The organism is Methylobacterium sp. E-041 (genome assembly GCF_022829665.1).
Taxonomy (GTDB): domain Bacteria; phylum Pseudomonadota; class Alphaproteobacteria; order Rhizobiales; family Beijerinckiaceae; genus Methylobacterium.
This window is the reverse complement of sequence record NZ_JAKSYQ010000300.1, coordinates 39,152-65,573: the sequence shown is the minus strand read 5'-3', so window position 1 is coordinate 65,573 and position 26,422 is coordinate 39,152. Positions and strand designations below refer to the sequence as shown.

Sequence of the window (26,422 nt, the reverse complement as noted above, 5' to 3'; positions counted from 1 at the left end):
GGCGCGTTTCATGGTACAAAACCGGAACATGCCGTCGGTCCCCGCAACCCAACGCCCAGGTCCATGCCGCACGTCGCCAAGATCCTGATCCCGCTCGCGATCGACACCGCCTACAGCTACGCGGTGCCCGCGGGCCTGGCGCTGGCGGCGGGCGACGTGGTGCAGGTGCCGCTCGGGCCGCGCGAGACGGTCGGCGTGGTCTGGGGCGTGGCGGAGACGGCGGGCGGCTCGAACCTGCGGCCGGTCACAGGCCATCTCGGCGTGGCTCCGCTCTCCGAGCCGCTGCGCAGGCTGGTGGACTGGATCGCGCGCTACACCCTGGCCCCGAAGGGCTCGGCCCTCGCCATGGTGCTGCGCCTGCCCGACGAGGCGGCCGCCGCCGAGGTGGTCCGCGTCGGCGTCCGCACCACCGGCAAGCTCCCGGCCCGCCCGACCAAGGCCCGGGACAAGGTTCTGGCGATCGCCGCCGACGGCGAGATCCGGGGCAAGAGCGGGCTCGCCAAGATGGCCGAGGTCTCGCTCTCGGTGGTCGACGGGCTGATCGACGACGGCGCGCTGGAGACGGTGGCGCTCGCGCCCGAGCCGGTGGCGCTCCCCCCCGATCCGGAGTTCCCGCGGGTGCCGCTGTCGGAGGCGCAAGCCGCGGCGGTCGCGGACCTGGTCGCCGCCCCCGCGGAGGCGGGCGGGAGCGGCGCCGTCCTGCTCGAGGGCGTCACCGGCTCGGGCAAGACCGAGGTCTACTTCGAGGCGGTGGCGGAGTGCGTCCGCTCAGGCGGGCAGGCGCTGATCCTGATGCCCGAGATCGCGCTGACGGCGCAGTTTCTCGACCGCTTCGCCCAGCGCTTCGGCGTCCGTCCGGCGGCCTGGCATTCCGGCATCGGCGGGCGGCGGCGCGAGCGGCTGCGCGCCGGGGTCGCGGCCGGCGAGGTCCGGGTGGTGGTCGGCGCCCGCTCGGCCCTGTTCCTGCCGTTCCGGAAGCTCGGCCTGATCGTGGTCGATGAGGAGCACGAGAGCGCCTACAAGCAGGAGGACGGCGTGCACTACCACGCCCGCGACATGGCCGTGGTGCGGGCCAAGCTCGAGGGCTGCCCGGTGGTGCTGGCCTCGGCGACGCCCTCGATCGAGACGCGGGTCAACGTCGAGCGCGGGCGCTACCGGCGCGTGCGGCTGCCCGAGCGCTTCGGCGGCCGCCGCCTGCCCGACATCCAGGCGATCGACATGCGCCTCGACAAGCCGGAGCGCGGGCGCTTCCTGTCGCCGCCGATGATCAACGCGGTGAAGGCCAACCTCGCCGCCGGCGAGCAGGCGCTGCTGTTCCTCAACCGCCGCGGCTACGCGCCGTTGACGCTGTGCCGCGCCTGCGGCCACCGCTACCAGTGCCGGAACTGCTCGACCTGGCTGGTCGAGCACCGCTTCCGCAAGGCCCTGGTCTGCCACCAGTGCGGCTACAGCGAGCGCCGGCCGGACGCCTGCACGGAATGCGGCACCTTCGACAACCTCACCCCCTGCGGCCCCGGGGTCGAGCGCATCGCGGAGGAGGCCGCCGAGCTTTTCCCGGATCGCCGGATCATCGTGCTGTCGAGCGACTTTCCCGGCGGCGCCGAGCGGCTTCGGATGGAGCTCGAGGCGGTGGCGGCGGGCGAATGCGACATCGTCATCGGCACCCAGCTCGTGGCCAAGGGCCACAACTTTCCGCACCTGACGCTCGTCGGCGTGCTCGACGCCGATATCGGCCTGACCTCGGGCGATCCGCGGGCGGCCGAACGCACCTTCCAGCTGCTGCAGCAGGTGACCGGCCGCGCCGGCCGCGGCGAAAGGCCGGGCCGCGCGCTGGTGCAAACCTACCAGCCCGAGCACCCCGTGATCGCGGCCCTGCTGTCTGGCGATTCGGAGCGCTTCTACGAGGAGGAGATCGCCGCCCGCGAGGCGGCCGGCCTGCCGCCGTTCGGGCGGCTCGCGGCGCTGATCGTCTCCGCCAACGACCGCGCGGCGGCCGAGGCCCACGGGCAGGCGCTGGCCCGGGCCGCCGAGCCGCCGGACGGCGTGATGGTGCTCGGGCCCGCCGAGGCGCCGCTGGCGCTGGTGCGCGGGCGCTACCGCTTCCGCCTCCTGGTCAAGACCGAGCGCAACGTCGACCTGCAGAGCTACCTGCGCGACTGGCTGGCGCGCGGGCCGAAGGTGCGCGGCAACGTGCGCGTCGCGATCGACGTCGACCCGCAGAGCTTTTTGTAGGCGACCGGGATCGCGTTTTGTAGGAAGGTGCGGCGCCGCCGAAGTCCCGACCGGCGGCGTCCATTTCAGGAGCGCGCATCGTGCTGAGCTACACCAAGAAGCCCGAGTCCAGCGTCGCCGAGATCGTGGTCGACGGGAAGATCACGGACGAGGAGATGAACGCGGTGATGACCGCGATGAAGGCCGACCTCGACAAGGGCGGCAAGCTCAAGCTGCTGGAGGACATCCGCGCCTTCGAGGGCATGGAGCCGGCCGCCTTCTTCAAGGACCCGCGCTTCGGCCTGTCGATGATGAAGGGCATCAGCCACGTGGCGCTCGTCACCGACGCGCAGTGGCTCAAGGTCGTCGCCGAGACCTTCGGCTTCGTCTCGCCGGCCCAGATCAAGGTGTTCGAGCGCGCCCGCCTCGACGAGGCCCGCACCTGGCTCGCCGCCGCCTGAGCGGCGAGAAACCGTCCCGGGGCGGCCTGCCGCCTACTCGGCCTGGGCGGTGCGCGTGGTGTTGCGCCGCGCCGTCCAGCGGCCGGAGCACAAAGCCGAGACCTTCCAGGTCCCGGCCCCGCCCTGCGCCTGCAGCCGACCCGAGGCCGCGCCGCTCGCGGCGCCGTTCGAGACGCTCAGGCCCACCGTCCCGTCAGCCCCGACCTGCCCGCTGACCCGGGCGGCCGTCGCCGCCGACGCGGCGCGCACCTGCCCGTCGCGGATCGCGACCGAGGTGCTGTAGCGCGCGTCGCACAGGCCGCTCTCGGTCACGAGATCGACGGCCCAGGTCCCGTTGAAGGCCCCCGGCTCGCCGGCGGCGGCCGGCGTGAGGATCGCGCCCGAGAGGAGGCCGACGAGGGCGATCGGGGTGAGCTTCGACATTCAGGACCTTGCTGTTGAGCGGGAGCGGCCGGCGGACGGACCGTCGGGGTGCCGGGGAATCAAACCTCGACTCTACATCTTGTGCGGTGACGCGCAGATGAACGACGGAAACGGCAAGAGTATGACGACGCGCGCGAGCGCCGGATACAAGCTGGACCGTTGACGCAAGCCGGCGATGACTGGACGCGCCCCGTCGGATCCTTGCCACGCTTTCGCAAGCCGGTTCGCTGAACGGGATGGCCTGCGCTGGACCGCTCTTGAGACGCTCTTCGGCGCGATCGAGGGCGTGGCCGACCGCGCGGTCGCGCGCCGCACCGTCATCATCCGACGGCGCGCACCACCTCCGCCATCGCCGGGCGCGCGCCGACCTCGGCCTGCACGCAGGCGCGCGCGAGATCGCGCAGGGCCGCCGCCTCCGGGAAATCGGCGGGCGCACGCTCTAGCACCTCGCCGATCAGCAGCCCGAAGGCGCGGACCTCGACCCGCTGCAGGGCTACGCCGGGCGGCCCGTCGGGCAGCACCGAGGCCGCGCCGAAATCGCTGAGCACCGCCTCGCCGGTGGCGGCGTCCCACAGGATGTTGTGGCCGTAGACGTCGCCGTGCAGCAGCCCGCGCGCGTGGAGATGGGCGAGGCCCGCGGCGAGGCCGCGGACGAGGCGCAGCAGCGCCGCCGGGGCGAGGCGCAGGGCCGGGTCGTAGACGTCGCGGCTGCAGCTCGCGAGGCTCGGCGGCCCGGCGAGCACGCGCCGGTCCGGCGGCAGGAGCGGCATCAGCAGCCCGTCGGTCCCGTCCGGGTGGCCGGTGATCCGCCCGAGCGCGCCGGTGAGGTTCGGGTGCGCCCCGGCCGCGAGGCAGGCCTCCATCTCCCGCTCGGGCAGGCCGTCGCTGGTCATCGTCCCCTTGAACAGCTTGAGCGCGACCGGCCGCGGCGGCGCGGTGCCGCCGGGGCGCCACAGCGCGCGGTGCACCCGGCCCGACGTGCCCTCGCCGAGGAGCGCGCCCGCGTCGAGATCGGCGAACGGGACCAGGGCGGCCGAGGCTCGCGGCGCATCGCCCTCGAACGCGTTGCCGGCCCAGGAGGTCCAGGCCAGGGCGGGGAGGGCCGGAAGCCAGGCGGGCAGCGCGTCGAGGCGGTTGGCCGCGAGACGGATCAGCTCGAGGTCGTCGCAGCCCGCCAGACTGTCCGGAAGGCTGCGCAGGCGATTGCCCGAGAGCATCAGCTTCCGCAGCCGCGGCCGGTGCCCGAGCGCGTCGGGCAGGTGCGCGATCCGGTTGTCGGTGAGCGTCAGCCAGCGCAGGCGCGGCGGCAGCGCCTCGCCCGGCACCTCCGCGAGGCCGCAGCCGCGAAACCCGACCTGGCTTAGCGCCCTGCAATCCCCCAGGACCGGCGGCAACGTCGCGAACGGGTTGCCCGAGCAGAACAGCACCTGCAGCCGCGTCAGGCGGCCGAGATCGTCGGGGAGGGCGGTGAGCGCGTTGCCCGAGAGGTCGAGCACTTCCAGCGTGTCGGTCAGCCCGAAGATCTCGGGCGGGAGCACGGTCAGGCCGGCGGCCGGCAGGCGCAAGGTGCGCGCCCCGGCAAGGTCGCCCCGGCGGAGGGCGTCGAGGGTGTCGTGCGTCGCGTCCTGCATCGTCGGTCGGCGCTCCGGCCCGCCTGGGAAGCCGGCCTCGTCGCACGAACCGGGATCCTGCAGCAAACCCCTAAAAAAAGGAAAAAATATCGTTCTCAGGATTATGGGCTTGACATCGGCGCGCTCCTCCGGCATAAGAACCGCACGCTCCAGAAGTGTGACGAGACGGTCTCGGGAGGCGGCGAATGGGCAGCGCAGCCGGGGCCGTCCCGCCGGAGGTCGTCGCCGCCGTGGAACGGCTGGTGCGGCACGGCGAGGCCAGCCTCACGCGGATCGCCGCCGCCGCCGGGCTCCCGCAGACGACCGTGACGGGCTGGATGCGCGATCGTGGATGGGCGCGGACGCGCCCGGTCCGCCCGCGCGGGACCGACGACATCCTGGCCGATCTCGCCGCCCTCGAACGGTGCGGCGATCCGGTGCGCGCGCCCGCCGACCTCCCGGTGCTGCGGCGGCGGCTGCGTGCGCATATCGGCCGGCAGATCGCGACGTTCGATGCGGCTCTGCGCGGCGAGGGGGCGGCGGTGATCGATTCCGCGCGGACCCTGCGCGATCTCGGGGGCCTCAAGCGCCTGCTCGACGACCTCGCCGCCGACGATCCCGCCAGCGAAGGGGAGGGCGATGGCGACGGCCGAACCCCTTCCGCCCTCGACCTTCCGGGCCTCCGCGCGGAGATCGCGCGCCGCTATGGAGGATGCCGCGGCGACCGGCCGGATGGCCGCCTTCCTGGCGAGCCTGCCGCCGCCGCTCCTCCGGGCGCTGGCGCTTGACTGGCTGCATCAGGCGCGGCCCGACCAGCTTCCGCCGCCCTGGGAGGACGAGTGGACCACCTGGGCGGTGATCGGCGGCCGCGGCTGCGGCAAGACGCGGACGGGGGCGGAGTGGGTCGACGCGCTCGCCCGCGGCGACCCGGCCTTCACCGACAGGGCGATCGGCCGGATCGCGCTCGTCGGCGAGACCTTCGCCGACGTGCGCGACGTGATGATCGAGGGCCCGTCGGGCCTGCTCGGGCTGCCCGAGCGCGGCGGCCGCCCGCGCTGGTCGCCGAGCCGGCGCCGGGTCGAGTGGGCGAACGGGGCGGTGGCGTCGGCGTTCTCGGCCGAGGAGCCGGATTCCCTGCGCGGTCCGCAATTCGGCGCGGCGTGGTCGGACGAGATCGCCAAGTGGCGCCGGCCGGATGCCGCCTTCGACATGCTGCAATTCGGGCTGCGGCTGGGCGCCCGCCCGCGCAACCTCGTCACCACCACGCCGCGGCCGATCCCGCTGATCCGCCGGCTGATCGCCGACCCGCGCTGCGTGGTCACGAAGGCCCGTACCGCCGACAACGCCCGAAACCTCGCCCCCGCCTTCCTGGAGGCGGTGGTCGGACGCTACGCCGGCACCCGCCTCGGGCGGCAGGAGCTCGACGGCGAGCTGATCGACGACCGGGCCGACGCCCTGTGGACGCGCGAGACGATCGAGGCGGCCCGCGTCGCCGCGGCACCCGATCTGTCCCGCATCGTCGTCGCGGTCGACCCGCCGGCGAGCTCGGGCCGCGCGGCCGATGCCTGCGGGATCGTCGCGGTCGGGGCGTTGGGCGAGACCGCCTACGTGCTCGCCGACGCGACGGTGGCGCGCGCCAGCCCGCAGGCCTGGGCCAACGCCGCGCTCGCGCTCTACCACCGCCTCGGCGCCGACGGGCTCGTGGTCGAGGTCAACCAGGGCGGCGAGATGGCCACCGCCGTGCTCGCCCAGTGCGATCCGGCGGTGCCGGTGACCCCGGTGCGCGCCACACGGGGAAAATACCTGCGGGCCGAGCCGGTCTCGCTGCTCTACGCGCAAGCGCGCGTCCGCCACGTCGGGGCGCTGCCGGCGCTCGAGGACGAGCTGTGCGATTTCGGGGCGGACGGGCTCTCGTCCGGCGCCTCGCCCGACCGCCTCGACGCCCTGGTCTGGGCGGTGACGCACCTGCTGCTCGCGCCCCGCGCCGAGCCGCGCATCCGCAGCTTCTGATGCCGGCCCACGCGACTGCGGGGCGGCGGCCATCCGCCGGGCCTCATGGGTTTCGACCCATGAGGCGTCGGACAACACGCATCTCGAGGAGGCGCCCGATGCCGACCCTGCTGACGAGGCTGGCGCGGGCCGCCGGCTACGTGCCGGCCGTGAAGGCGGCCCCGCTCTCCGGGCCGAGCGTCGCCCTCTACGGGGACGCCCGCGCCGTCTGGACCGCGCGCGACGGCACCGCGCTCGCCCGCGAGGGCTACCAGCGCAACGCCGTGGTCCACCGCGCCGTGCGGCTCGTCGCCGAGGGCGCCGCGTCGATCCCGCTGGTCGTCACCGGCGCGGAGGCGGCCGACCACCCGATCGCCGCGCTGCTGGCGCGGCCGAACCCGCGCGAGGGCGGCACCCGCCTGCTGGAGACCCTGTACGGGCACCTGATGGTGTCCGGGAACGCCTATCTCGAGGCGGTGTCGCTCGACGGGATCCCGCGCGCCCTGTTCGCGCTGCGCCCCGACCGGATGCGGGTGGTGCCGGGGCCCGACGGCTGGCCGGCCGGCTACGTCTACGAGGTCGGCGGCCGCCGCGTCGCCTACGACGAGTCCGGCGCCGTGCCGCCGATCCTGCATCTCGCCCTGTTCCACCCCACCGACGACCATTACGGCCTGTCGCCGATGGAGGCGGCCGCGATCTCCCTCGACATCCACAACGCGGCCGGGGCCTGGAACAAGGCGCTGCTCGACAACGCGGCGCGCCCCTCCGGCGCGCTGGTCTTCGCCGGTGCCGGGGCGAGCTTGAGCGAGGCGCAGTTCGTGCGGCTGAAGGCCGAGCTGGAGGCGAACTACCAGGGCGCCGGCAATGCCGGGCGGCCGCTGCTGCTCGAAGGCGGGCTCGACTGGAAGCCGCTGGCGCTGTCGCCCAAGGAGATGGACTTCGTCGAGGCGAAGGCCGCGGCCGCGCGCGAGATCGCCCTGGCCTTCGGCGTGCCGCCGCTGCTCCTCGGGCTTCCGGGCGACAACACCCACGCCAACTACGCCGAGGCCAACCGCGCCTTCTACCGCCAGACCCTGGTGCCGCTCGCCCGCCGCACGGCGGAGGCGCTCGCGCACTGGCTCGCGCCGGCCTTCGGCGACGTCCGCCTCGAGCCGGATCTCGACGCGATCGAGGCGCTGGCCAGCGAGCGCGAGTCGCTGTGGCGTCGGGTGCAGGCGGCCGACTTCCTGACGAAGGCCGAGAAGCGCGCGGCGGTGGGCTACCCGCCCGAAGCCCCGGAGCCCGGGGCCTGAGGCTCCGGCGCAGCCCGATCTTTCCCTGCCCGCCACGGGAGACCGCCATGGACGGCCACTTCACCGGCTATGCCAGCCTGTTCGGCGTGCCCGACCTCGGGCGCGACATCGTGCAGGCGGGGGCCTTCGCCGCGAGCCTGCGGCAGCGCGGCGCCGCCGGCGTGCGGATGCTGTGGCAGCACGATCCCGCCGAGCCGATCGGGCGCTGGCAGGCGCTCGCCGAGGATGGGCGCGGCCTGCGCGTCGAGGGTCGCCTCAACCTCGCGGTGCAGCGGGCGCGCGAGATCGACGCGCTGATGCGGGACGGCGCCCTCGACGGTCTGTCGATCGGCTTCCGCACCCTGGAGGCGCGCCCGCGCGGCGGCTTTCGGCAACTGCACGCGGTGGATCTCTGGGAGATCTCCCTGGTGACCTTCCCGCTGCAGCCGGGGGCGCGCGTCGCGAACGCCCCGCTGCCGGCGGAACTGCGCGCCTTCGCCCGGCGCCTCGCGCCGGTGCGTGCCGCCGGGCGCTCCGCCACCCCCGCCGGGTGGTGAGAGGCGGCGGGCGCCCACGTTCTTCCCTCCCCCGCAGAGGGGGAGGGATCCGCGCGTAACTTTTCATTCCAACGGTGAGGCTCACATGACCCGTCACGAGACCTTCGATACCAAGTCCGATCGCGTGCTGCTGGAGAACAAGGCCGGGCGGCCCGGCGCCGAGCCGGGCACCGCGCGGGACGCCTTCGACGGGCTGACCCAGGCCTTCGAGGCCTTCAAGGAGACCAACGACACCCGGCTCGCCCAGATCGAGGGCCGGCTCGGGCCCGACGTGCTCACCGAGGAGAAGCTCGCGCGGATCGATGCGGCGCTGGACAGTGCTCGGACGCGCCTCGACCGGATCACCCTGGACCGCGCCCGCCCGCCGCTCGGCCGGCCCGAGCAGCCGCGCGATGCGGCCGCCGACGAGCACAAGACGGCGTTCGACCTCTACGTCCGCGCCGGCGAGAGCGGCGGCCTGAAGAGCCTGGAGGCCAAGGCGCTCTCGGCCGGATCCGGCCCGGACGGCGGCTACCTCGTGCCGCAGACCATCGAGCGCGAGGTGCTCAAGCGCCTAGCCGACCTGTCGCCGATCCGTGCCATCGCCAGCGTCCGCACCATCTCGGGCGGCCAGTACAAGCGCGCGGTGGCGACCGGCGCCCCAATCGCCGGCTGGATCGCCGAGACCGCGCCGCGCCCGGCCACCGACGGGCCGGTGCTGTCGGAGCTGAACTTCCCGGCGATGGAGCTCTACGCCATGCCGGCCGCGACCCAGACCCTGCTCGACGACGCCGTGGTCGACATCGACGCCTGGCTCGCCGACGAGGTCGAGACCGCGTTCTCCGAGCAGGAGAGCGTCGCCTTCGTCACCGGCAACGGCGTCAGCCGCCCGCGCGGCTTCCTCAGCTACGACACCGTGGGCAACGACGCCTGGGTGCCGGGCAAGATCGGGATCGTCGGCACCGGCACGGCCGGCGCCTTCCCGGCGGCGAACCCGGCCGACGTGCTGTTCGACCTCGTCTACGGCCTCAAGGCCGGCTACCGCCAGAACGCCGGCTTCGTGATGAGCCGGCGCACGCAGAGCGCGATCCGCAAGTTCAAGGACAACGAGGGCAACTATCTCTGGCTGCCGCCGACCGCCTCGGACCGGGCCGCGACCCTGCTCGGCTTCTCGGTGACGGAGGCCGAGGCGATGCCCGACATCGCCGCCGGCAGCCTCGCGCTCGCCTTCGGCGATTTCCGCCGCGGCTACCTCGTGGTCGACCGCACCGGCCTGCGGGTGCTGCGCGACCCGTATTCCGCCAAGCCCTACGTGCTGTTCTACACCACCAAGCGCGTCGGCGGCGGCGTGCAGGACTTCGCCGCGATCAAGCTGCTGAAGTTCGCCTGATCCGGGCCGCGGGCGGCGTCCCCGCCCGCGTCGACGGCCCGCCCCGGGCCGGCCTCACGCGCCCTGGCGCCGTGCCAGGGCGCGGCCCACCTCTAGCAGCAGCGTATCGACGAGGGTGCGCAGGCGCTTCTGCCCGGTCCGGTCGATCGCCACGCGGGCGGCCAGGATCTGGTCGGCGGCCTGCTCCAGCGGATCGGCCGGGGGCAGCAGGCGAAGCTTCGGCCGGGGCAGGACGTCGAGCTTCGCGCGCGTGTCGGTGACGTCGAAGAAGGCGCCGTGGCCGTGCATGCCGGTCTCCGTCCGGGTCACGTGGCCGCGGTTGCGGATCCAGCGGATGTCGCCGCCTTCCGTGACGATCCGGAAGTCGGCGGAGAACGAACCGCCGGTCTCGCGCACCTGCCTGATCCGGTCGAACACCCAGTCGCGATCCTCCGGGTGGATGCGCGCGAGCGACTCGTCGAGCGTGAGGGGCTTGCCGGCGAGCGACGCGTCGCCCGCCATCACGTCGCAGGCACCCTCGTCGAGGACCGAGCGCCCGGCCGCGACGTTCGTCTCCCAGGCGCCGACGAACCCGAAGGCGATGAGCGCCGAGGCGAGCGAGGGCGTGGCGGGTGTCGAGCCGTCGAACATGAGCGATGCTCCCGGGAGCGAAGCCGCATCGCGTTCCGGTTGAGGCCGGATGCGTCGGCGCCATCGCATCAAGCGGTATCATTCACTGAATTGAAAATGCAATCGACCAGATGCACGGGCGACGATCGCGCGACCGCACGTGAAACCTGGTCCTTCTGCAAATTCCGGTTCGGGTCAGGGTTCAGCGGTTGCGCCCGGGCCGGGCCATCCAATCCGAGCGGTTGCCGCGGCCGGCCGGCATCGCCTGGCCGACCTCGATCCGGGAAAGCTCGGCCGAGCGTGCCGCGATCCACCCGGTGTGCTCGGCCACCGGCGTCACCGCCGTGAACCCGCCGCAGGCGGTGCGGCGGCGGGCGTCCTGGCGCATCGCCCCGCTCGACCAGCTCACCACGCCGACGATCTGGTAGCCGCCGGGGCCGCCCGACAGGATCGGGCCGCCGGAATCGCCGAGGCAGGCGCCGGCGCCGGCGGTCTCGGCCATGCGGCGGCGGTCGGTGACGACGGTGACGCGGTTGGCGACCTGCAGCGACCCGATCGAGACGAGGTGCGCCTGGCGCAGGGTGCGGGCGGTGTTGCGGCGGTTCTCGGCGACGACGCCGAAGCCGGCGATGTCGACCGCGTCGCCGTTGCCGATCGAGCCGGCGCCGCGCGGATCGAGGGGCGCGTAGTCCGTGCCGAGCGGCTGCTCGAGCTTGAGCAGGGCGAGGTCGACGCCCGGCTGGTCCTCCGGCGTGGTGCCGGGGACGAATTCGGGATGCATTGAGGCGGCGATCACCGAGACGCGGCGCTGGCGGAAGCCGCGGTCGACCGCCACGATGCTGTAGCCGGCCGGCTGCATCACGCAATGGGCTGCGGTCAGCACGAGATCGGGCGCGATCAGCGTGCCCGAGCAGATCTCGCCCTGGGTGCTCTCGATCCGCACCACGAAGTTGCGCGTGCCGTTCGGGTCGCGGGTCACCTCGCCGTTGATCACGGCCGAAGCCGGTGCCGGCAGCGAGCCGAGGAGGCCGACGGACAGGCCGCCGAGCAGGGCGCCGCGGAGCACAGTGGCGAGCATCGTTCTCTCCGGGGGCCGAGGGCGCTCTCGGCAGGTGGGACTGAAGCCTAACGTAAAGCAATCCGTCGGCCAAGGTTCGGTTCCTCGGGGCCGGCGGGACCGCCGGCTCAGTGCCAGCGCGCCGTCCGGTCCCAGCCGGCGAGCGTGCGGTCGAGCCAGTCGCGCTGCGGCGCGACGCGGACGGCCTGGGTCAGGCCACCGCAGGCGCCGCCGATCCAGGCGGTGACGGCGACGACGCCCGCCGCGTCCGAGACCGGGCCGCCGGAATCGCCCTGGCAGCCGCCGGCGCGGCCCGCTGCCTTGAGCCAGACCAGGATGCGGCTCGGGCCGTAGGGCTCGATCACCGGCAGGGCGACGCTGCGGAAGGTACCGGTCGAGCGCGGGTCGCCGGGCCGCTCGGCGCCGTAGCCGGCCAGCGTCAGCGTCTCGCCGGCCCGCGGGCTCGCGGTGCTGAACGTCGCCGGGGAAAAGCGCGGCGGCAGCGGCGTCGCCGTGCGCAGCAGCGCGAGGTCGATCGAGCGCCGCCGGCCGGCGATCGCCCCGGCATCGTAGCCCGGATGGACCGCCCGGGCCGCGACCTCGACGAGGACCGGCTGCCCGGACGCGTCGCGGAAATGGACGCGGTGCTCGAGGCCCGCGCCGGCGCAATGGCCGGCGGTGAGCACCGTGTCCGGCGCCACCACCACGGCGGAGCAGACCCCGCCCTTCGACGACAGCACCATCACCGCGCCCTCGGGCGTCGCCTCGGCGCCGCCGACCACGGCATGCGCCGGCCCGCCGGCCCACGCCAGGGTCGCGAGCCACGCCAGGCCGATCGCGACCGGGCGGGGAACGCGCTGTCCGAACACCATCGAGACCCCTCGATCCACGCTTCATGGAGATGCGCGATGATGCCGATACGCGTGGCCGGCGCCGTCGTCGAGCCGGTGAGCGTGCCCGAGCTGCGCGGCTACCTGCGCCTCGACCCGGACGACGCCACCGAGGACGACCTGCTCGCCGGCCTGATCGCGGCTGCCCGCAGCGAGGTCGAGGCCGAGACCCGGCGCATCCTCGTGCCCGGCACCTGGCGGATGGTGCTGGACCGGCTGCCCGCGGACGGGCGCGTGTCGGTGCCGCTGAGCCCCCTCGTCGCCCTGGTGCGCGCCGGGTTCTCCGCGGCGGATGGCGGCATCGCCGAATTCGCCGCGGGCTCGGCGAGCCTCGCCGCCGACCGGATCGAGGCGCCGGGCCTGCTCTTCGCCGCGATCCCCGATGCGGCCGGGCGCGCCGTGCTGGTCGATCTCGTGGCCGGATACGGCGGCGACGGGCCTCCGATCCCGCCGCCACTGAGGCTCGCCGTGCTGCGGCGCGCCGCCGCCCGGTACGAGCACCGCGGCGACGACGCCTTCTCGGACGGGGCCGACCTCGCGTCGGCGACCGCGCTGTTCCGCCGGCTGCGGCTCTGATCCGCGCCGCCGGACGCGCTCGCCCGAACCCGCTTCGCGATGTCCCGTACCCCGGAGGCCACCATGCCCGACACCGTTCCGCGGGCGATCGGCACGCGCCGGCGCCGGCTCGTGCTGGAGCTGCCGGTGGACGAGCCCGACGGGTTCGGCGGCATCCTCCGGCGCTACGTCGCCGGGCCGGTGCTGTGGGGGGCGATCGAGCCGGTCGGCGCCGTCGAGCGCCTCCGCGGCGGGCGCGACGACAGCGTCGCGACCCACCGCATCACCCTGCGGGGGCGCACCGGGCTCACGCCGGCGATGCGGCTCGCCGCCGGCCCGCGCCGCTTCGCCATCCGGACGATCGTCGATTCGGACGAGCGCGGCCGCGACCTCGTCTGCCATGTCGAGGCCCTGTCGGAGGCGAGCCCATGACCGACGCATCGCCCGGCACGGCCCTCGCCCCGCCGGCGCCGAGCCCGCTCCTCGCCCTGCGCGCGGCGCTCATCGCGCGGTTCTCCACCGATGCCGCGCTCGCCCGGCTGATGGGGGGCACGTTCCGGCTCTACGACGAGCCGCCGGCCGGCGCGCAGCCGGTCTACGCCCTGTTCGGCGACGCCGAGATCCGCGACGATTCCGTCGACGGCGCCGTCCGCCACCAGCACAACCACGCGCTCGTGGTGTTCGCCCGGCCCGGCTCGGTCCGCACCGCGCTCGACGCCGCCGAGCGGATGTCGCTCCTCGTCGCCGATCCGGCCCTGGCGCTCACCGGCCACGCCCTCGTGACCCTGCGCGTCCAGGCCATCGCCGCGCGGCGCGACGAGCGCACCGGCGAGGCCCGCGCCGTCCTCACGCTCCAGGCCGTCACCGAAAGGAACCCGACATGACCGCTCAGAAGGGGAAGGACCTGTTGGTCCGCGCCGGCAACGGCGCCGGCGGCTTCGTCGCGGTGGCGGGCCTGCGCGCCCGCCAGATCGCGTTCAACGCCGAGGCCGTCGACGTCACCAACGCCGATTCCGCCGGGCGCTGGCGCGAGCTCCTCGCCGGTGCCGGCGCGCGCCGGGCCGCGATCTCGGGCTCCGGCGTGTTCCGCGACGAGGCCTCCGACCTGCGCCTGCGGCAGGTGTTCTTCGACGGGGTCATCGAGACCTTCCAGGTGGTGGTGCCGGCCTTCGGCACCCTCGAGGGGCCGTTCCAGATCACCGCGCTGGAATACCGCGGGGATCACGCCGGCGAGGTGACCTTCGACTTGAGCCTGGAATCGGCCGGCGCCATCGCCTTCACCGCGCTCTGAGCCGGCACGGGCATCCCGACGCCGGTCGGCGAGCGCGACCGCGCGCCGCCGCCGGTGCGGCGGACGCCGTCGGCCGGTTCCGGTCGAAGGCCACCCCGGAGAACCCCTTCATGGTCAACCGCAGGCGCGGCGAGGTGCCGCTCGATCTCGGCGGCACCCGCTACACCCTCTGCCTGACGCTCGGCGCCCTGGCGGAACTCGAGGCCGCGCTGCAGGCGGGCGACCTCGTCGGCCTGGCCGAGCGCTTTTCCTCCGGCCGGCTCGCGGCGCGCGACCTGATCGCGCTGCTGGGCGCGGCGCTCCGGGGCGGCGGCCACGCCCTCGACGACGCGGCGGTCGCCGCCCTGCCGCTGGCCGGCGGCCTGGAGCCCCTCGCCGGCGCCCTCGGCGAGGCGCTCGTCGCCGCCTTCGGGGAACCGCCCGCGGACCCTTGAGCCCCACGGGCGGGAGCGCGCCGGGCCCGATGCCCGCCTTCCCGTGGGACGACGCGCTGGCGCTCGGGCTCGGGCGCCTGCGCTGGCGCCCGCGCGATTTCTGGCGCGCCACGCCGCGCGAGCTGCTCTCCGCCGCCGGTCTCCGCACCGGGTGCGGAGCGCTCGGCCGCGACGGGCTGGCGCGGCTGATCGCCGACCATCCGGACGCAACCTGACGCCGGTCCGCGTCGCTGGAGGCCACCATGGCGGAGACCGACCTCGACCGGGCGAACGCCGCCCGCATCAAGCAGCTCGACACCCTGGACAAGCTCGCCCAGCGCTTCGGGCAGAGCCTGTCGACGGCCCTGACCCGAAGCCTCAGCTCCGGGCGGCAGCTCGACGGGGTGCTCGGGTCGCTGGGCACGCGGCTCGCCGGGGCGGCGGTCCAGGCCGCGCTCAAGCCGGTCCGCACCGGCCTCATCGGCCTGGTCGACGGCCTGCTCGGCTCGAGCGTGGGGGCGGACGCGGCGTTCGCCCGCGGCGGCGTGCTTCAGGGCGGCCGGGTGCGGGCCTTCGCCGGCGGCGGGGTCGTCGCGGCGCCGACCTACTTCCCGATGAGCGGCGGCACCGGCCTGATGGGGGAGGCCGGCCCCGAGGCGATCCTGCCGCTGCGCCGCGGCCCCGACGGCCGCCTCGGGGTCGGCGCCGGATCGGGCGGCCGGCCCGTCGCGGTCACCGTCAACATCGCGACGCCGGACGCAACCTCGTTCCGCAAGTCCGAGGCGCAGGTGACCGCGAGCCTCGCCCGCGCCGTGGCGCGCGGCCAGCGGGCGCTATGATCGGAGGAGGACCGATGCCGGACGATTTCCACGAGGTGTCCTTTCCCCTCGACGTGGCGCTGCGCGGCAGCGGCGGCCCGAGCCGGCTGACCGAGATCGTCACGCTGGCCTCGGGGCGGGAGCACCGCAACAGCCGCTGGGCCGATTCGCGCCGGCGCTACGATGCCGGCTTCGGCATCCGCTCGCTCGACACGCTCCATGCGGTTCTGGGCTTCTTCGAGGAGCGGCGCGGGCGGCTCTACGGCTTCCGCTATCGCGACCGGGCCGATTTCCGCTCCGGGCCGCCGGGCCGGGTGCCGGCGCCGACCGACCAGCGCCTCGGCATCGGCGACGGCGCGACCGCCGCCTTCCCTCTGGCGAAGACCTACGGTGCCGGGCCGACGCCCTACCGGCGGACGATCGCCAAGCCGGTCGCGGGGAGCGTGCGGGTGGCGGTCGCCGGGATCGAGGTGGCGGCCGCGGGCTTCGCCTGCGATCCCGCGACCGGGCTGGTCGTGTTCGGCGCCGGCTCGGTGCCGGCGGCCGGCGCCGTGATCACCGCGGGCTTCGCCTTCGACGTGCCGGTCCGGTTCGACACCGACGACCTCGTCGTCAACCTCGAAGCGTTCGCCGCGGGCGAGATCCCGAAGGTGCCGCTCGTCGAGATCGTGCCGTAGGGAGTTCGGAACCATGCGCGACCTGCCGCCCGCCTTCGCCGCCCACCGCGCCGGCGGGGTCACCACCCTCTGCCGATGCTGGGCCCTGCGCCGCCGCGACGGCGTCGCCCTCGGCTTCACCGACCACGACCGCGACCTCGCCGTGGCGGGCCTGACCTACGCCGCCCGCACCGGGCTGGAAGCGGCCGAAGCTGCGGCCGAGCTCGGCTTCGCCGTCTCCGGCGGCGACGTCTCCGGCGCGCTCGCGAGCCTCGGGCTGACCGAGGCCGACATCGCCGGCGGCCTCTACGACGGCGCCGGGATCGAGACCTGGCTGGTGGACTGGACCGACCCGGACACCCGCCTGCTGCTCGACGTCGGCACGCTCGGCGAGATCCGCCGGGCGGGCGACGCCTTCGTCGCGGAGGTGCGGGGCCTGGCCGACCGGCTCGACGCCGAGCGCGGCCGCAGCTACCGCGCCACCTGCGGCGCCGACCTCGGCGACGCCCGCTGCGGCGTCGACGTCGCGCGGTTCCGCACCGACGGCACGGTCGACGGCCTGCCGGAGCCCGGCACCTTGTCCGCGGCGGTCGCGGGTACCTTCGCCGACGGGCTGTTCAGCGGCGGCCGCCTGAGCTGGACCGCGGGCGCCAATGCCGGCCTGTCCGGCGACGTGCGCACGCATCTCGGCACCCTGATCGAGTTGTGGGAGGCGCCGCCGCGCGGCATCGCGCCGGGCGACGCCTTCACCCTCGTCGCCGGCTGCGACTGTGCCGCGACCTCATGTTCGACCGCAAATCCTATAGGGGAGGCCGCACCTTAGACGCAGGTTGGCCCGCAATGGGAACCATAGTTTGCCCGCAAACCAGCACACTGCAGGACGTGCCTTTCTCGTGGCTTCTAGGGTTTGCTGCTACGTTGGTTGATGCCGGGGGGGGACTGCAAGCGCATTGGGAACGCGGGCCACGAGATCGACTCGTAGCTGCCGACCGTTGTCAGCAGCGAAGCGACCGCCAAATCGATACGCTTCCTATCTGCGAGGCTAGGTTCGTATGATCGAAGCTTCGCTTCGTAAGTATAAATTTACGCCAATTTCATTGACGGATTGCACTGTAAATATATTACGTTCGCTCAAAATTTTGTCGAGGGCGGAATATGATACGCCAAGCGAGCGAGCAAACTCGAACCGAGTGATATATGTTTGTCGAAAACTTTCAATGGTGTTCCACGGTATGATTTTGGTTGCATCCCGCTCCCGGGAAGAATTCAGATTTTGGGCTGTTAAATAGCCATGCGCGACAAGCGCATTTACAGCTGCGGGGTGGATCCGAAGTAGGGCGGCAGCTTTCTTGAATGTCGGGCCGTTTAACTTTTCTGGAAAAGCGACCCGTCGAACTTCCTCGGGGTCGAGATAGATGCTTGGAACTCCGCTTGCTCCCCTCCATCGTTGGACACGGGTCAGACGGCGTTCGAGTAGCATCGTTATTAGGTCTTTCGTTCGTGTTAGGGACCGACGTCGCGTCGACAGAAAGTCGAATAATTCAGGCGACGGAGTGTCCACGACCGTTGCGTTCTGAAGCATGCGATCGAGGAGATCGCAGATGTCGGACTTGCGAAAGAGGTCGCTCTTCAAACGATGATCGGCTTTCTCGACCATGGGTTCGATGAACCCAGGCCCAACGAATTCCCCGACGGTTCGGCGGGGGACGCCGAGGAGGGAAGTCAAACTGCTCCAGCCTACGCAGCCTCGGAGTTCTTGAAGGAGTGTCTGTAGGTCGGCTGCGGGAATGACGATGCGATCGTTCGAGAGCGCAGCTTCCTCGGGACTGATCCGCCCCGCGGCCGTCATGACATTGCGAAGTCGACCGGGGTCGATGTCGAAAGCCACGCTGGCCGTCCAGATCGTGTACCAGGGCCGGTCGATGATCTTACGTCCAAAGAGTGACCCGCGGAGATGACTTGCGGAATGGCCTATGATGTATTCCGCAGCGTAATCCTTGATTGAGGCGTATGCCGGGTCTTTCGCGTGATACAACCAAGCGTGTAGGTTTCCGTAAACGGCACTTGGCCTCGCCGAGATTGAGGCGGGACCTGTGCATCTTCTTCGGACGCGCTCCATCAGATCGCAGATGCCGACGCGTCCACTGCTGAGCGATGCGAAGCCGGCGTCACCAGCGGCGGTTCGTTCGTCCGGGCTGAGCGTTTGAAAAGTGCGCGAGGTGCCATAGAGATCGGCCATACCAAAAACTTCGCTCGCGCGGATCACCGCATAGAGCGGGGTCGTGTCCCTTGGCGTGGTGTAGCTCGGTGAGGACCACCACGATCACCGGCTTGGGCCGGGACGATCAGGCTGCCAGAGTGGGCAGGCTGACCAGGGGATCATCGCCGATCGGGGCGATGCTTTCCAGGGTCATGTAGCGCGACCGCTGGACGGCCCATTCGTCATTCTGTTCGAGCAGGATCGCGCCGACGAGACGTGTGATGGCAGCCTCGTTGGGGAAGATGCCGACCACCTCGGTCCGGCGCTTGATCTCGCCGTTCAGGCGCTCCAACGGATTGGTCGAGTGCAGCTTGACCCGGTGGGCGGCCGGGAAGCCCATGTAGGCCAGCACGTCGGGCTCGGCCGTGTCCATCAGGGCGGCGAGCTTGGGCACCTTGGGGCGGAGTTGGTCGGCCACCCGCCGCCATTGCTGACGGGCCGCCTCGGCATCATCCTGGGCGAAAGCGGTGGCGATGAAGGCCGAGACGACGCGCCGCCCGCTGCGGCCGGCATGGGCGAGCACATTCCTCATGAAGTGCACCCGACAACGCTGCCAGGTGGCGTTCATCACCTTGGCCACCGAGGCCTTGATGCCCTCGTGAGCGTCCGAGATGACGAGCTTGACCCCGCGCAGGCCGCGCCGGGCGAGCTTGCGCAGGAAGTCCGTCCAGAACGTCTCGGCTTCCGACGGGCCGACATCCATGCCGAGGACTTCGCGGCGGCCGTCGGTGTTCACGCCGACCGCCACGATGACGGCGACCGAGACGATGCGCCCGTCCTGGCGGACCTTCACGTAGGTCGCGTCGATCCAGAGGTACGGCCACTCGCCCTCAATGGGGCGGTCGAGGAATGCGCCAACCCGCTCGTCGATCTCCTGGCACAGGCGCGAGACCTGGCTCTTCGACACGCCCGTGCCGCCCATGGCCTGGACCAGATCATCCACCGAGCGGGTCGAGATGCCCTGGATGTAGGCCTCCTGGATCACCGCCGTCAGCGCCTTCTCCGCCATGCGACGCGGCTCAAGGAAGCCGGGGAAGTACGAGCCCTTGCGCAGCTTCGGGATGCGCAGTTCGACTGTGCCGGCGCGCGTCTGCCAGTCCCGGTCACGGTAGCCGTTGCGCTGGACCAGACGCTCGGCGCTCTTCTCGCCGTGAGCCGCGCCGGTCAGGCCGCCCACCTCCAGCTCCATCAGTCGCTCGGCTGCAAAACCGATCATCTCGCGCAGCAGATCGGCGTCGGCACTCTTCTCCATCAGCCCGCGCAGGGCCATGATCTCGTCGGTCATCGGGGGTCTCTCGGGTTCGGGGTTGGTCGTCGCAACCCGACCCTACCCGGCAACCGCCGATGACCACCCCTCAGCTACACCACCGCCTGGGACACGACCCAGCACGAGGGTCGGCAGCGGTTGCGCGCGCATCCACGCCTGCCAAGCTGGATAGGATGCGACGTTCGTTTGGTAGTCGGAAAGGAGGGCCGCCTGGATGTCCCGCTCACCCGGCCGGGACAGGATCGCGTACTCGTCCATCCAGGTGTCCGGGTTGTACCGCTCCGGGTTCGGGCTGGTGCCGAGATGGCGCTGCTTGGCGCCTTCGAGGGACATGAAGGCGTCGACCTGCTCGGGATGGGCTGCGGGGTCGGCCCAGTACTGGCCGATGCCCTGCCACTTCGCTCCGAGCCCCTCCACGTAGGCGTTGGCGTTCTGGACGATCAGCGCGCTCACCCGGTCGGGATGGGCGAGCGCCATGCGGAAGCCGACCGGGCCGCCGTAATCCTGCATGAACAGCGTGTACCGCGCGAGGCCGAGTTGCGCGGTCAAGCCCTCCATCGTCGCGGCGAGGTTGTCGAAGGTATAGGTGTATTGCGCGGGCGTCGGCGCATCGCTCTGACCGAAGCCAGGGTAGTCCGGCGCGATCAGGTGGTAGCGATCGGCGAGCAGCGGCAGCAGCGGGTCCCACTGCCGGGATGACGACGGATAGCCGTGCAGCAGTAAGATCGTGGGCGCATCGCGCGGCCCTGCCTCGCGGTAGAAGATGCCAACACCATTTACCTCGACCCGATGGTAAGTCGTCGTAGCCTGGGTGGAGGGAAGCGGCTGCGGCGTTCCTTGTCCAAGCGCCAGGGCCGTTGCAGCGGCCAGGACTGTCTGTGTCGGCATAACTCATCTCCTCTGCGGGGGAGAGATAGGGCCTTCCCGTTGGACAGGCCGCAACGACCACTTCCCACTCGATCCAATCGCAGGGCTCTCTGACGTCGAGTGCCCCTGAGCGGTCCTCCCGCTTCCGACCCAACCCGGCCGCTTAGATCGGCATGGGCGCTTCCCGAAAGCGGCCATTCGTCGGCCGTCCGGCAACGTCGGCTCGGGGTGGGGAGCGGACCCTGACCCTTCGCCCTGAAGCGGACGTTCCGCCAGCGACCCAACGCGCACCATCCTAGCGACATGCCGCAAGGTCCGGACTTGTCCAGCAGCAGACAATCTGCCGGCTCTGGCGGGATTGGTCTTGTAAGAAGCCTTCGTACACCGCACAGCATTCCGATGGCCATGCCTGTGCGCAGAACACTCACTGTCTCGATCACCCAGGAGCAGGACGCCCTCGTGAGGGCGTGCATCCAGTCCGGCCGCTTCGCTAGCGCCAGCGAGGTCGTGCGGGCTGCACTGCGGCTGCTCGACCGCGATGAAACAGTGATGCGCCGGGATAGGTCGAACGCGGCACCGAAGTCGAACGTCCGTGCTTGACACGACGGACCACCGGAACACCTTCCTCGCCGGTGGAGGCGAGATGGGAGAACGGATGCGCGCCCATGATTGGGCCGCGACACCGCTCGGTCCCCTGGACACGTGGCCATTGCCGCTACTCTCGATGGTCTCCGCCTGCCTGAACTCGCCCATGTTGAGCACGGTCCTCTGGGGACCAGATCTCATCATGCTCTACAACGATGCCTACGTGCCTTCGCTGGCCGACCGTCATCCGCACGCGCTCGGCCTCCCGGTCGCAGAGGTCTGGGGCGAGACCTGGGATCTCATCGCGGCTCCGTTCCATCAAACGATGGCGACGGGGGAAGGCTTCGCTCAGACCGACGTGGAACTGCCGATGGTCCGGCGCGGCATACGTGAGATCACCTACTGGAACATCACCGCCACACCCATTCGCGGCGAGAAGGGCAGCATTCTCGGCCTGCTCAATCAGGGCGTGGAGTTCACGGAGCAGCACCGCACGGCAACCGCGCTGCGCGACCTGAACGTTGATTTAGAGCACAAGGTCGCTGAGCGTGCGCTGGCACGAGGCAAGACGTGGCGGGTGAGCCCCGACATCATGGGTGTGCTCAACGCGGACGGGTACTTCGAGGCGTCCAACCCCGCCTGGGCTGACGTGCTGGGCTGGTCGGAAGAGGAGGTTGCCCGCACGGTCTTCTTCGATTTCATCCACCCCGACGACCAAGCGGTGACGCATGCGGCTTGGGACGCGGCGATCCAGCTCGGATCACCCGCGCTCCGGTTCGAGAACCGCTACCGACACAGGGATGGCACGTGGCGCTGGTTGTCTTGGGTCGCGGTTCCGGATGAGGGCAAGGTTTATTGCTCCGCGCGCGACATCACGGCGATCAAAGAGAGCGAGGCGGAGCTGGCGGCGCGGACGGTCGAGCGCGACCGCATGTGGGAGACTTCACCCGACCTGATGCTCATCATCGACTTCGAGGGTGTGTTCCGGCGCGTGAACCCAGCGTGGATGACGGTTCTCGGCTATGGCGCGGACGAACTGGTCGGCCACCACGTCAATGAGTTCGTCATCCCTGACGACCATAACGAGACGACGGATGCCGTCGAGCTTGCGGCGGAAGGTGGGCTGCCCAGGATCGAGAACCGTTACCGCCACAAAGATGGTTCCGTCCGCTGGATCTCGTGGGTAGGGGCTCCGGCCGGCGACATGACCTACGCCACAGGCCGCGATATCACCGTCGGCAAACAGCAGGCTGGCGCCTTGTTGAGGGCGGAGGAAGCCCTTCGCCAGTCTCAGAAGCTGGAAGCCATCGGGCAGCTCACCGGAGGCGTGGCGCATGACTTCAACAACCTCCTGACGGTCATCAAATCCTCAACCGACCTGCTGAAGCGGCCCGATCTCGCCCCTGAGCGGCGGACCCGCTACGTCACAGCGATCTCAGATACAGTGGACCGCGCCGCAAAGTTGACAGGTCAACTCCTCGCATTCGCGCGGCGGCAGACACTTAAACCGGAGGTGTTCGACGCCACCGAGAGCGTACGAGCGATCAGCGACATGATGGGAACCCTGACCGGCTCCCGGATCAGGATCGTGACGGAGCTTCCGAACGTACCCTGCTTCCTCAACGCCGATCCGAGCCAGTTCGACACGGCCCTAGTCAACATGGCCATCAATGCGCGTGATGCGATGGACGGCGAAGGTCAGATCACGATCAGTGTGGAGGCCGTTGAGCAAATGCCGGCCGTCCGAACCCACGGGGCTGTCGCAGGCGCGTTCGTGGCCGTCTCGATCATCGACACCGGCAGCGGCATCCCCGAGGAACGTCTGGAGCAGATCTTCGAGCCGTTCTTCACCACCAAGGGGGTCGGCCAGGGCACCGGCCTTGGCTTGTCACAGGTGTTCGGCTTCGCCAAGCAGTCGGGCGGCGAGGTCACGGTGACGAGTACGGTCGGTAAGGGCAGCGCCTTCACCTTGTATCTCCCACGTATCGGAAACGCTGCGCCGGCGACGGGCACCGACTACTTGGAGCCCTTGATGGATGGCCACGGCACCTGCGTGCTGGTGGTGGAGGACAACGTCGAGGTCGGTACCTTCGCGGTTCAGACATTGGCGGACCTTGGCTACGTGACAGTCTGGGCAGCCAACGCCGAGGAGGCACTGGCCGAACTCGCGAAAGATGCTGACCGCTTCGACGTGGTGTTCTCCGATGTCGTGATGCCCGGCATGAACGGCATTGACCTCGCACACCGCATCCGCTCGGAATACCACGACCTCCCCGTCCTACTGGCATCGGGCTATAGCCACGTCCTGGCGCAGAATGGCACCTACGGCTTCGAGCTACTGCACAAGCCCTACTCGGTCGAAGATCTCTCCCGCCTGTTGCACAAAGTTGCCAAGTGGCAGCGGCGCAAACGCATCATGGGTCGGTAACGTACCCGCGAAGCGGTGTCGAAGGTTTCCAGATTGCGGCTGCTTGGGGAATGACGGGCCCGGCTGGCTCAACCCGAATACCGGACATCCCTGACGCATCCATTGAACCCCTGCTCCCCACCTGATCCAGATGTAGATCATCCTCCACCAAGCTGTTGCGAAGCGGACCTTTCGAGGGTCCGAGAAGGGTCGGGAGCGGTCCCCGCGGCTATGTCTGCTTCAATGCATCCGCCTTCCAGAAGCGGACGGGCAGGAAACCACCCAACCCGGACGTTGGCCTGTACCTCAACAGCCTGGGAGCGGACCTTCCGAAGGTCGGCAAGGGGTCGTGAGCGGTCCCAGGGGCTATGTCCGCTTCGATGCATCCGCTCTCCGGAAGCGGACGAGCAGGAAACCACCCTACCCGGTCATAGATGTCAGCGTCAGGAATAGCCTGTAAGCGGAAATTGCGGCCGCATCCTCGTGCCGCAAACGGCTTTTACGCACACGGCTGATTGCATTAAATCGAATTCTCTTTCGGAACGCAGGTAAAGCGTTTTAAACAATCTTGACTGTCGCATTGTATAATTAACACTTTCGGGAGCATATCAGCTTTTATATTATAATTAATATTGCGCCGATCAAAGCCCAATACGAATCGTCCTGTCGTATTCTATAGGGCCGACGGCTGTCTTGGATGGAACGCTGCGCAAGGACCGTCGGTCGGCGCCGCTTCCATGATTCTCTTCAAGTCTATCGGAAGAACAAGTCGATCGATGACATTTTTGAGCATTAACAGGGTTTGGCCCTTATTGTAACGCTTGATTTCAGAACGCCTTTCCTTGCTTTCATGGCCGATGAGCTCTTCCACGAATTCTCGCTGAACCCCGACATTGCAAAGAAGCGTTGTCACCGTGTGCCGGAAGGAATGAAACACCACCTCATTACGCACGCCGTATTCCGATTTGAAGCGCTGAAACCACTTTCCGAAGGCGCTGCCAGATGACGCGCTGTCGCCGTCGTCGAGATCATCCTGTTGCTCGGGGCCTTCATCGCCCTCCGGCAAGAGCAATTCATGCTCTCCTCGTCGGTGTACCAACGCTTCAAGCAAGCCCAGCTTCAGCAGATTTTGATGAAGAGGGACCCAGCGGGCACTGCCCTCCGCTTTCAGCTCGAGGGTTCGTTCCGTCAAATTGAAGTACCAAATACCGGTCTCTGCATCCTGCACGACGTGCCGCACGCGGAGCTGGAAGAGTTCGCCACGACGCATACCGCTGTGACAGCCGATCAGGACGCCCCAGTACCGCTCGTCGCGCAAGACGTTCGGTCCCGGCCTTTTCCAGCTCCGACGACTTCGAACACCCGTGAACAAGGGTGCATTCAGAACGTCCGCGAGTTCGGTCTGATCCCACATCGGCCGTTCGTCTCGCGCTCTATGGAGCTTTCCTCGCGCGCGCTTCAGGTTGATGTGCAGACCTTCAAAGATCGAGGGGAGACCCTTGGCGACGACTTCGTTGGTCTGGGCCCAAGGCCAGATGCCCGACAAGGCGGCCAGGTGCCGATTGAAGGTTTGCGGCTTCAGTCGATCGATCCCGGGCTTGCCGCTGCAATGGTCGATCAAGCCACGGATGCCGCACCGGCGCTGGATGTCGCGCCACTCGGTGTTCTTGTCGTAGTTGGCCGGCAACGCGAGCAGAGCACGCTTGAAGGCAGCCCCATCCGCCGACCCATAGGCGCTCAGCGGCTTGTCCCCGCAGATCTCGACGAACATGCGTCCCGTCGACCGGGCTTGCCGTTCATTCGACGCTTTCCAGTCACCGCTGTCGACGCGGTCCCGCGCATAAATCGCCCAGCTCTCGCTAAAAAGCTTTTGTGCCCCGCGCAGCATCGCGGGTTCTGGTGCCCTGGGCTGGGAGAGCGGAGCCGGTGCGATCGTACGACGGGTCGTCGTGTGCCGAGGGTGGTGAGGCAGAACGACGTCGCGGAGAAAGGTCAGCTTCTCCTCGGTGATCGTGATGTCGGCGTCGAGCAAGGCGCGGCAAAGCGCGTTTGCATGGGGGTACGAGTCGAGGTCGATCTCGTTGCGCGCAGCGAGATCCTTTGCGGTGTCGCGAACGGCCGTAAAATTGTTGAGTGATCGGTCGCGCTTCAGGCCGTTCAATCGGCTCTCATAAAGGTCGAGCCATTCGGCTGGGTCATTAAGGGTCCCCTTCGGAGCGTCCGGGGCGGGATCGCTGCTATCGTCGATCTCGTCTTCGGAGGCCGGGCTGTCGGACGGAGGGAGATCCTCGAGTTCCGGAAAGTGCCCAATGGTGGCGAGCAGGCCATCGTGCTTGAGAGACTCGGATTCGAGGTACTCTTCCGCGAGCCGAGCGATATCGGCGCGCGTGAGAGACCGGTTGAAACGGACGAGGGTGAACAAGGTCTCTGTCCCATCCCACAGGCGTTGCGCCATCCGACGAGCCTCGCCGGGCGTGGCGTGGCCGAGAGAGCGCAGGATCTCACGCTGGCCGAACCGCTGGCGCAGGTCACGGGGGATGATACGGCGAAAAAAGACCGTTTGTCGGCGACGGCGGAGGTGGGTGCGAGACAAGGCAGGAATCCCTGCCGTCCGGACAAGTGGACCTCCCGAGTGGACCTGGACGGAGCGGTCGGCCCGGGCGGGTCCGAAAACAGCCGAGAAATCAACGGTCGGCTAAGAATCCTGGGCCTTTGGCTGGGGCGCCAGGATTCGAACCTGGGAATGGCGGTACCAAAAACCGCTGCCTTACCACTTGGCGACGCCCCACCAGAGGACGGCGCTGTCTAGACGTGGATGGGCGGACAGGCAACTGGTTTGACAGGGGCGGTGGAGAG

General features: G+C 70.3%; 27 protein-coding genes and 1 tRNA gene. 18 read left to right on the top strand and 10 right to left on the bottom strand.

All coding sequences use genetic code 11. The features are described 5' to 3' along the window. Window positions 1-63 precede the first annotated feature (63 nt). Together MKK70_RS29585 and MKK70_RS29580 are read left to right on the top strand one after the other, a co-directional pair. On the top strand, window positions 64-2,232 hold the full coding sequence (locus tag MKK70_RS29585) for a primosomal protein N' (RefSeq protein ID WP_243951591.1): 2,169 nt from the start codon (window positions 64-66) through the stop codon (window positions 2,230-2,232). An 80-nt stretch (window positions 2,233-2,312) separates the two neighbouring features. Next, window positions 2,313-2,672 (top strand): STAS/SEC14 domain-containing protein, encoded by a 360-nt coding sequence (locus MKK70_RS29580; protein WP_147729390.1) that lies wholly within the window; start codon window positions 2,313-2,315, stop codon window positions 2,670-2,672. A gap of 33 nt (window positions 2,673-2,705) precedes the next feature. Here MKK70_RS29580 and MKK70_RS29575 read toward each other — a convergent pair whose 3' ends face one another. Then, the gene (locus MKK70_RS29575; protein WP_147729391.1) at window positions 2,706-3,095 is read right to left on the bottom strand and encodes a hypothetical protein; all 390 of its coding nucleotides are present in this window, start codon (window positions 3,093-3,095) and stop codon (window positions 2,706-2,708) included. Window positions 3,096-3,415: 320 nt separating this feature from the next. After that, window positions 3,416-4,726: a leucine-rich repeat-containing protein kinase family protein gene (locus MKK70_RS29570; protein WP_243951589.1), complete on the bottom strand. Its 1,311-nt coding sequence runs from the start codon at window positions 4,724-4,726 to the stop codon at window positions 3,416-3,418. Window positions 4,727-4,911: 185 nt separating this feature from the next. Between MKK70_RS29570 and MKK70_RS29565 the strand changes: the two genes are divergently transcribed. From MKK70_RS29565 to MKK70_RS29545, 5 genes are all read left to right on the top strand, one after another. Further along, window positions 4,912-5,493 (top strand): hypothetical protein, encoded by a 582-nt coding sequence (locus MKK70_RS29565; protein ID WP_243951587.1) that lies wholly within the window; start codon window positions 4,912-4,914, stop codon window positions 5,491-5,493. Beyond that, window positions 5,438-6,715, top strand: coding sequence for a DNA-packaging protein (locus MKK70_RS29560; RefSeq protein ID WP_243951585.1), 1,278 nt, complete (start codon window positions 5,438-5,440; stop codon window positions 6,713-6,715). Before MKK70_RS29565 ends, MKK70_RS29560 begins: the two co-directional genes overlap by 56 nt. A 98-nt stretch (window positions 6,716-6,813) precedes the next feature. Continuing rightward, entirely contained in the window at window positions 6,814-7,986 is a 1,173-nt protein-coding gene (locus tag MKK70_RS29555; RefSeq protein ID WP_243951583.1) for a phage portal protein, read from the top strand. Between the two features lie 47 nt (window positions 7,987-8,033). After that, window positions 8,034-8,522 (top strand): HK97 family phage prohead protease, encoded by a 489-nt coding sequence (locus MKK70_RS29550; protein ID WP_147858885.1) that lies wholly within the window; start codon window positions 8,034-8,036, stop codon window positions 8,520-8,522. A gap of 85 nt (window positions 8,523-8,607) precedes the next feature. Beyond that, window positions 8,608-9,891, top strand: coding sequence for a phage major capsid protein (locus tag MKK70_RS29545; protein ID WP_243951581.1), 1,284 nt, complete (start codon window positions 8,608-8,610; stop codon window positions 9,889-9,891). Between the two features lie 54 nt (window positions 9,892-9,945). Here MKK70_RS29545 and MKK70_RS29540 read toward each other — a convergent pair whose 3' ends face one another. From MKK70_RS29540 to MKK70_RS29530, 3 genes are all read right to left on the bottom strand, one after another. After that, complete coding sequence (locus MKK70_RS29540; protein WP_147843741.1) at window positions 9,946-10,521, bottom strand: PAS domain-containing protein; 576 nt, start codon at window positions 10,519-10,521, stop codon at window positions 9,946-9,948. A gap of 181 nt (window positions 10,522-10,702) precedes the next feature. Then, entirely contained in the window at window positions 10,703-11,578 is an 876-nt protein-coding gene (locus MKK70_RS29535; RefSeq protein WP_147843740.1) for a S1 family peptidase, read from the bottom strand. 107 nt (window positions 11,579-11,685) lie between these two features. Continuing rightward, window positions 11,686-12,429, bottom strand: a complete 744-nt coding sequence (locus MKK70_RS29530) for a S1 family peptidase (RefSeq protein ID WP_243951579.1) — start codon at window positions 12,427-12,429, stop codon at window positions 11,686-11,688. Between the two features lie 36 nt (window positions 12,430-12,465). Between MKK70_RS29530 and MKK70_RS29525 the strand changes: the two genes are divergently transcribed. From MKK70_RS29525 to MKK70_RS29485, 9 genes are all read left to right on the top strand, one after another. Then, the gene (locus MKK70_RS29525; protein ID WP_243951578.1) at window positions 12,466-13,023 is read left to right on the top strand and encodes a hypothetical protein; all 558 of its coding nucleotides are present in this window, start codon (window positions 12,466-12,468) and stop codon (window positions 13,021-13,023) included. A gap of 39 nt (window positions 13,024-13,062) precedes the next feature. Then, window positions 13,063-13,434, top strand: a complete 372-nt coding sequence (locus MKK70_RS29520) for a head-tail adaptor protein (protein WP_243951576.1) — start codon at window positions 13,063-13,065, stop codon at window positions 13,432-13,434. Continuing rightward, the gene (locus MKK70_RS29515; protein ID WP_243951574.1) at window positions 13,431-13,886 is read left to right on the top strand and encodes a DUF3168 domain-containing protein; all 456 of its coding nucleotides are present in this window, start codon (window positions 13,431-13,433) and stop codon (window positions 13,884-13,886) included. The genes MKK70_RS29520 and MKK70_RS29515 overlap by 4 nt, the downstream gene beginning before the upstream one ends. Then, window positions 13,883-14,293, top strand: coding sequence for a phage major tail protein, TP901-1 family (locus MKK70_RS29510; RefSeq protein ID WP_243951572.1), 411 nt, complete (start codon window positions 13,883-13,885; stop codon window positions 14,291-14,293). The genes MKK70_RS29515 and MKK70_RS29510 overlap by 4 nt, the downstream gene beginning before the upstream one ends. 110 nt (window positions 14,294-14,403) lie before the next feature. Further along, complete coding sequence (locus MKK70_RS29505) at window positions 14,404-14,727, top strand: gene transfer agent family protein (protein WP_147858893.1); 324 nt, start codon at window positions 14,404-14,406, stop codon at window positions 14,725-14,727. 29 nt (window positions 14,728-14,756) lie between these two features. Then, entirely contained in the window at window positions 14,757-14,942 is a 186-nt protein-coding gene (locus MKK70_RS29500; RefSeq protein ID WP_243951570.1) for a phage tail assembly chaperone, read from the top strand. A 27-nt stretch (window positions 14,943-14,969) separates the two neighbouring features. Then, window positions 14,970-15,545: a phage tail tape measure protein gene (locus tag MKK70_RS29495; protein WP_243951568.1), complete on the top strand. Its 576-nt coding sequence runs from the start codon at window positions 14,970-14,972 to the stop codon at window positions 15,543-15,545. 14 nt (window positions 15,546-15,559) lie between these two features. Next, on the top strand, window positions 15,560-16,201 hold the full coding sequence (locus MKK70_RS29490; RefSeq protein WP_243951566.1) for a DUF2460 domain-containing protein: 642 nt from the start codon (window positions 15,560-15,562) through the stop codon (window positions 16,199-16,201). Between the two features lie 13 nt (window positions 16,202-16,214). Further along, window positions 16,215-17,003 carry a DUF2163 domain-containing protein gene (locus tag MKK70_RS29485; protein WP_243951564.1) on the top strand — a complete coding sequence of 263 codons (789 nt, stop codon included), beginning with the start codon at window positions 16,215-16,217 and terminating at the stop codon, window positions 17,001-17,003. Between the two features lie 219 nt (window positions 17,004-17,222). Here the strand turns inward: MKK70_RS29485 and MKK70_RS29480 are convergent, their stop codons facing one another. The 3 genes from MKK70_RS29480 to MKK70_RS29470 form a co-directional block, all read right to left on the bottom strand. Then, on the bottom strand, window positions 17,223-18,419 hold the full coding sequence (locus MKK70_RS29480; protein ID WP_243951562.1) for a hypothetical protein: 1,197 nt from the start codon (window positions 18,417-18,419) through the stop codon (window positions 17,223-17,225). Between the two features lie 106 nt (window positions 18,420-18,525). Further along, window positions 18,526-19,725 carry an IS256 family transposase gene (locus MKK70_RS29475; RefSeq protein ID WP_243951561.1) on the bottom strand — a complete coding sequence of 400 codons (1,200 nt, stop codon included), beginning with the start codon at window positions 19,723-19,725 and terminating at the stop codon, window positions 18,526-18,528. 42 nt (window positions 19,726-19,767) lie between these two features. Next, on the bottom strand, window positions 19,768-20,595 hold the full coding sequence (locus MKK70_RS29470; protein WP_243951559.1) for an alpha/beta fold hydrolase: 828 nt from the start codon (window positions 20,593-20,595) through the stop codon (window positions 19,768-19,770). A gap of 282 nt (window positions 20,596-20,877) precedes the next feature. On the opposite strand from MKK70_RS29470, the gene MKK70_RS29465 reads away from it, so the two are divergent. Then, a complete protein-coding gene (locus MKK70_RS29465) occupies window positions 20,878-21,174 on the top strand; it encodes a type II toxin-antitoxin system ParD family antitoxin (RefSeq protein WP_313899123.1) in 297 nt (98 codons plus the stop codon). After that, window positions 21,167-23,587 (top strand): PAS domain S-box protein, encoded by a 2,421-nt coding sequence (locus MKK70_RS29460; protein ID WP_409568342.1) that lies wholly within the window; start codon window positions 21,167-21,169, stop codon window positions 23,585-23,587. Before MKK70_RS29465 ends, MKK70_RS29460 begins: the two co-directional genes overlap by 8 nt. Window positions 23,588-24,239: 652 nt before the next feature. On the opposite strand, the gene MKK70_RS29455 is transcribed toward MKK70_RS29460, so the two are convergent. Together MKK70_RS29455 and MKK70_RS29450 are read right to left on the bottom strand one after the other, a co-directional pair. After that, entirely contained in the window at window positions 24,240-26,159 is a 1,920-nt protein-coding gene (locus tag MKK70_RS29455) for a DUF6538 domain-containing protein (protein ID WP_243951556.1), read from the bottom strand. Window positions 26,160-26,279: 120 nt separating this feature from the next. Beyond that, window positions 26,280-26,354: transfer RNA gene (locus tag MKK70_RS29450), tRNA-Gln, on the bottom strand. Between the last annotated feature and the right edge of the window lie 68 nt (window positions 26,355-26,422).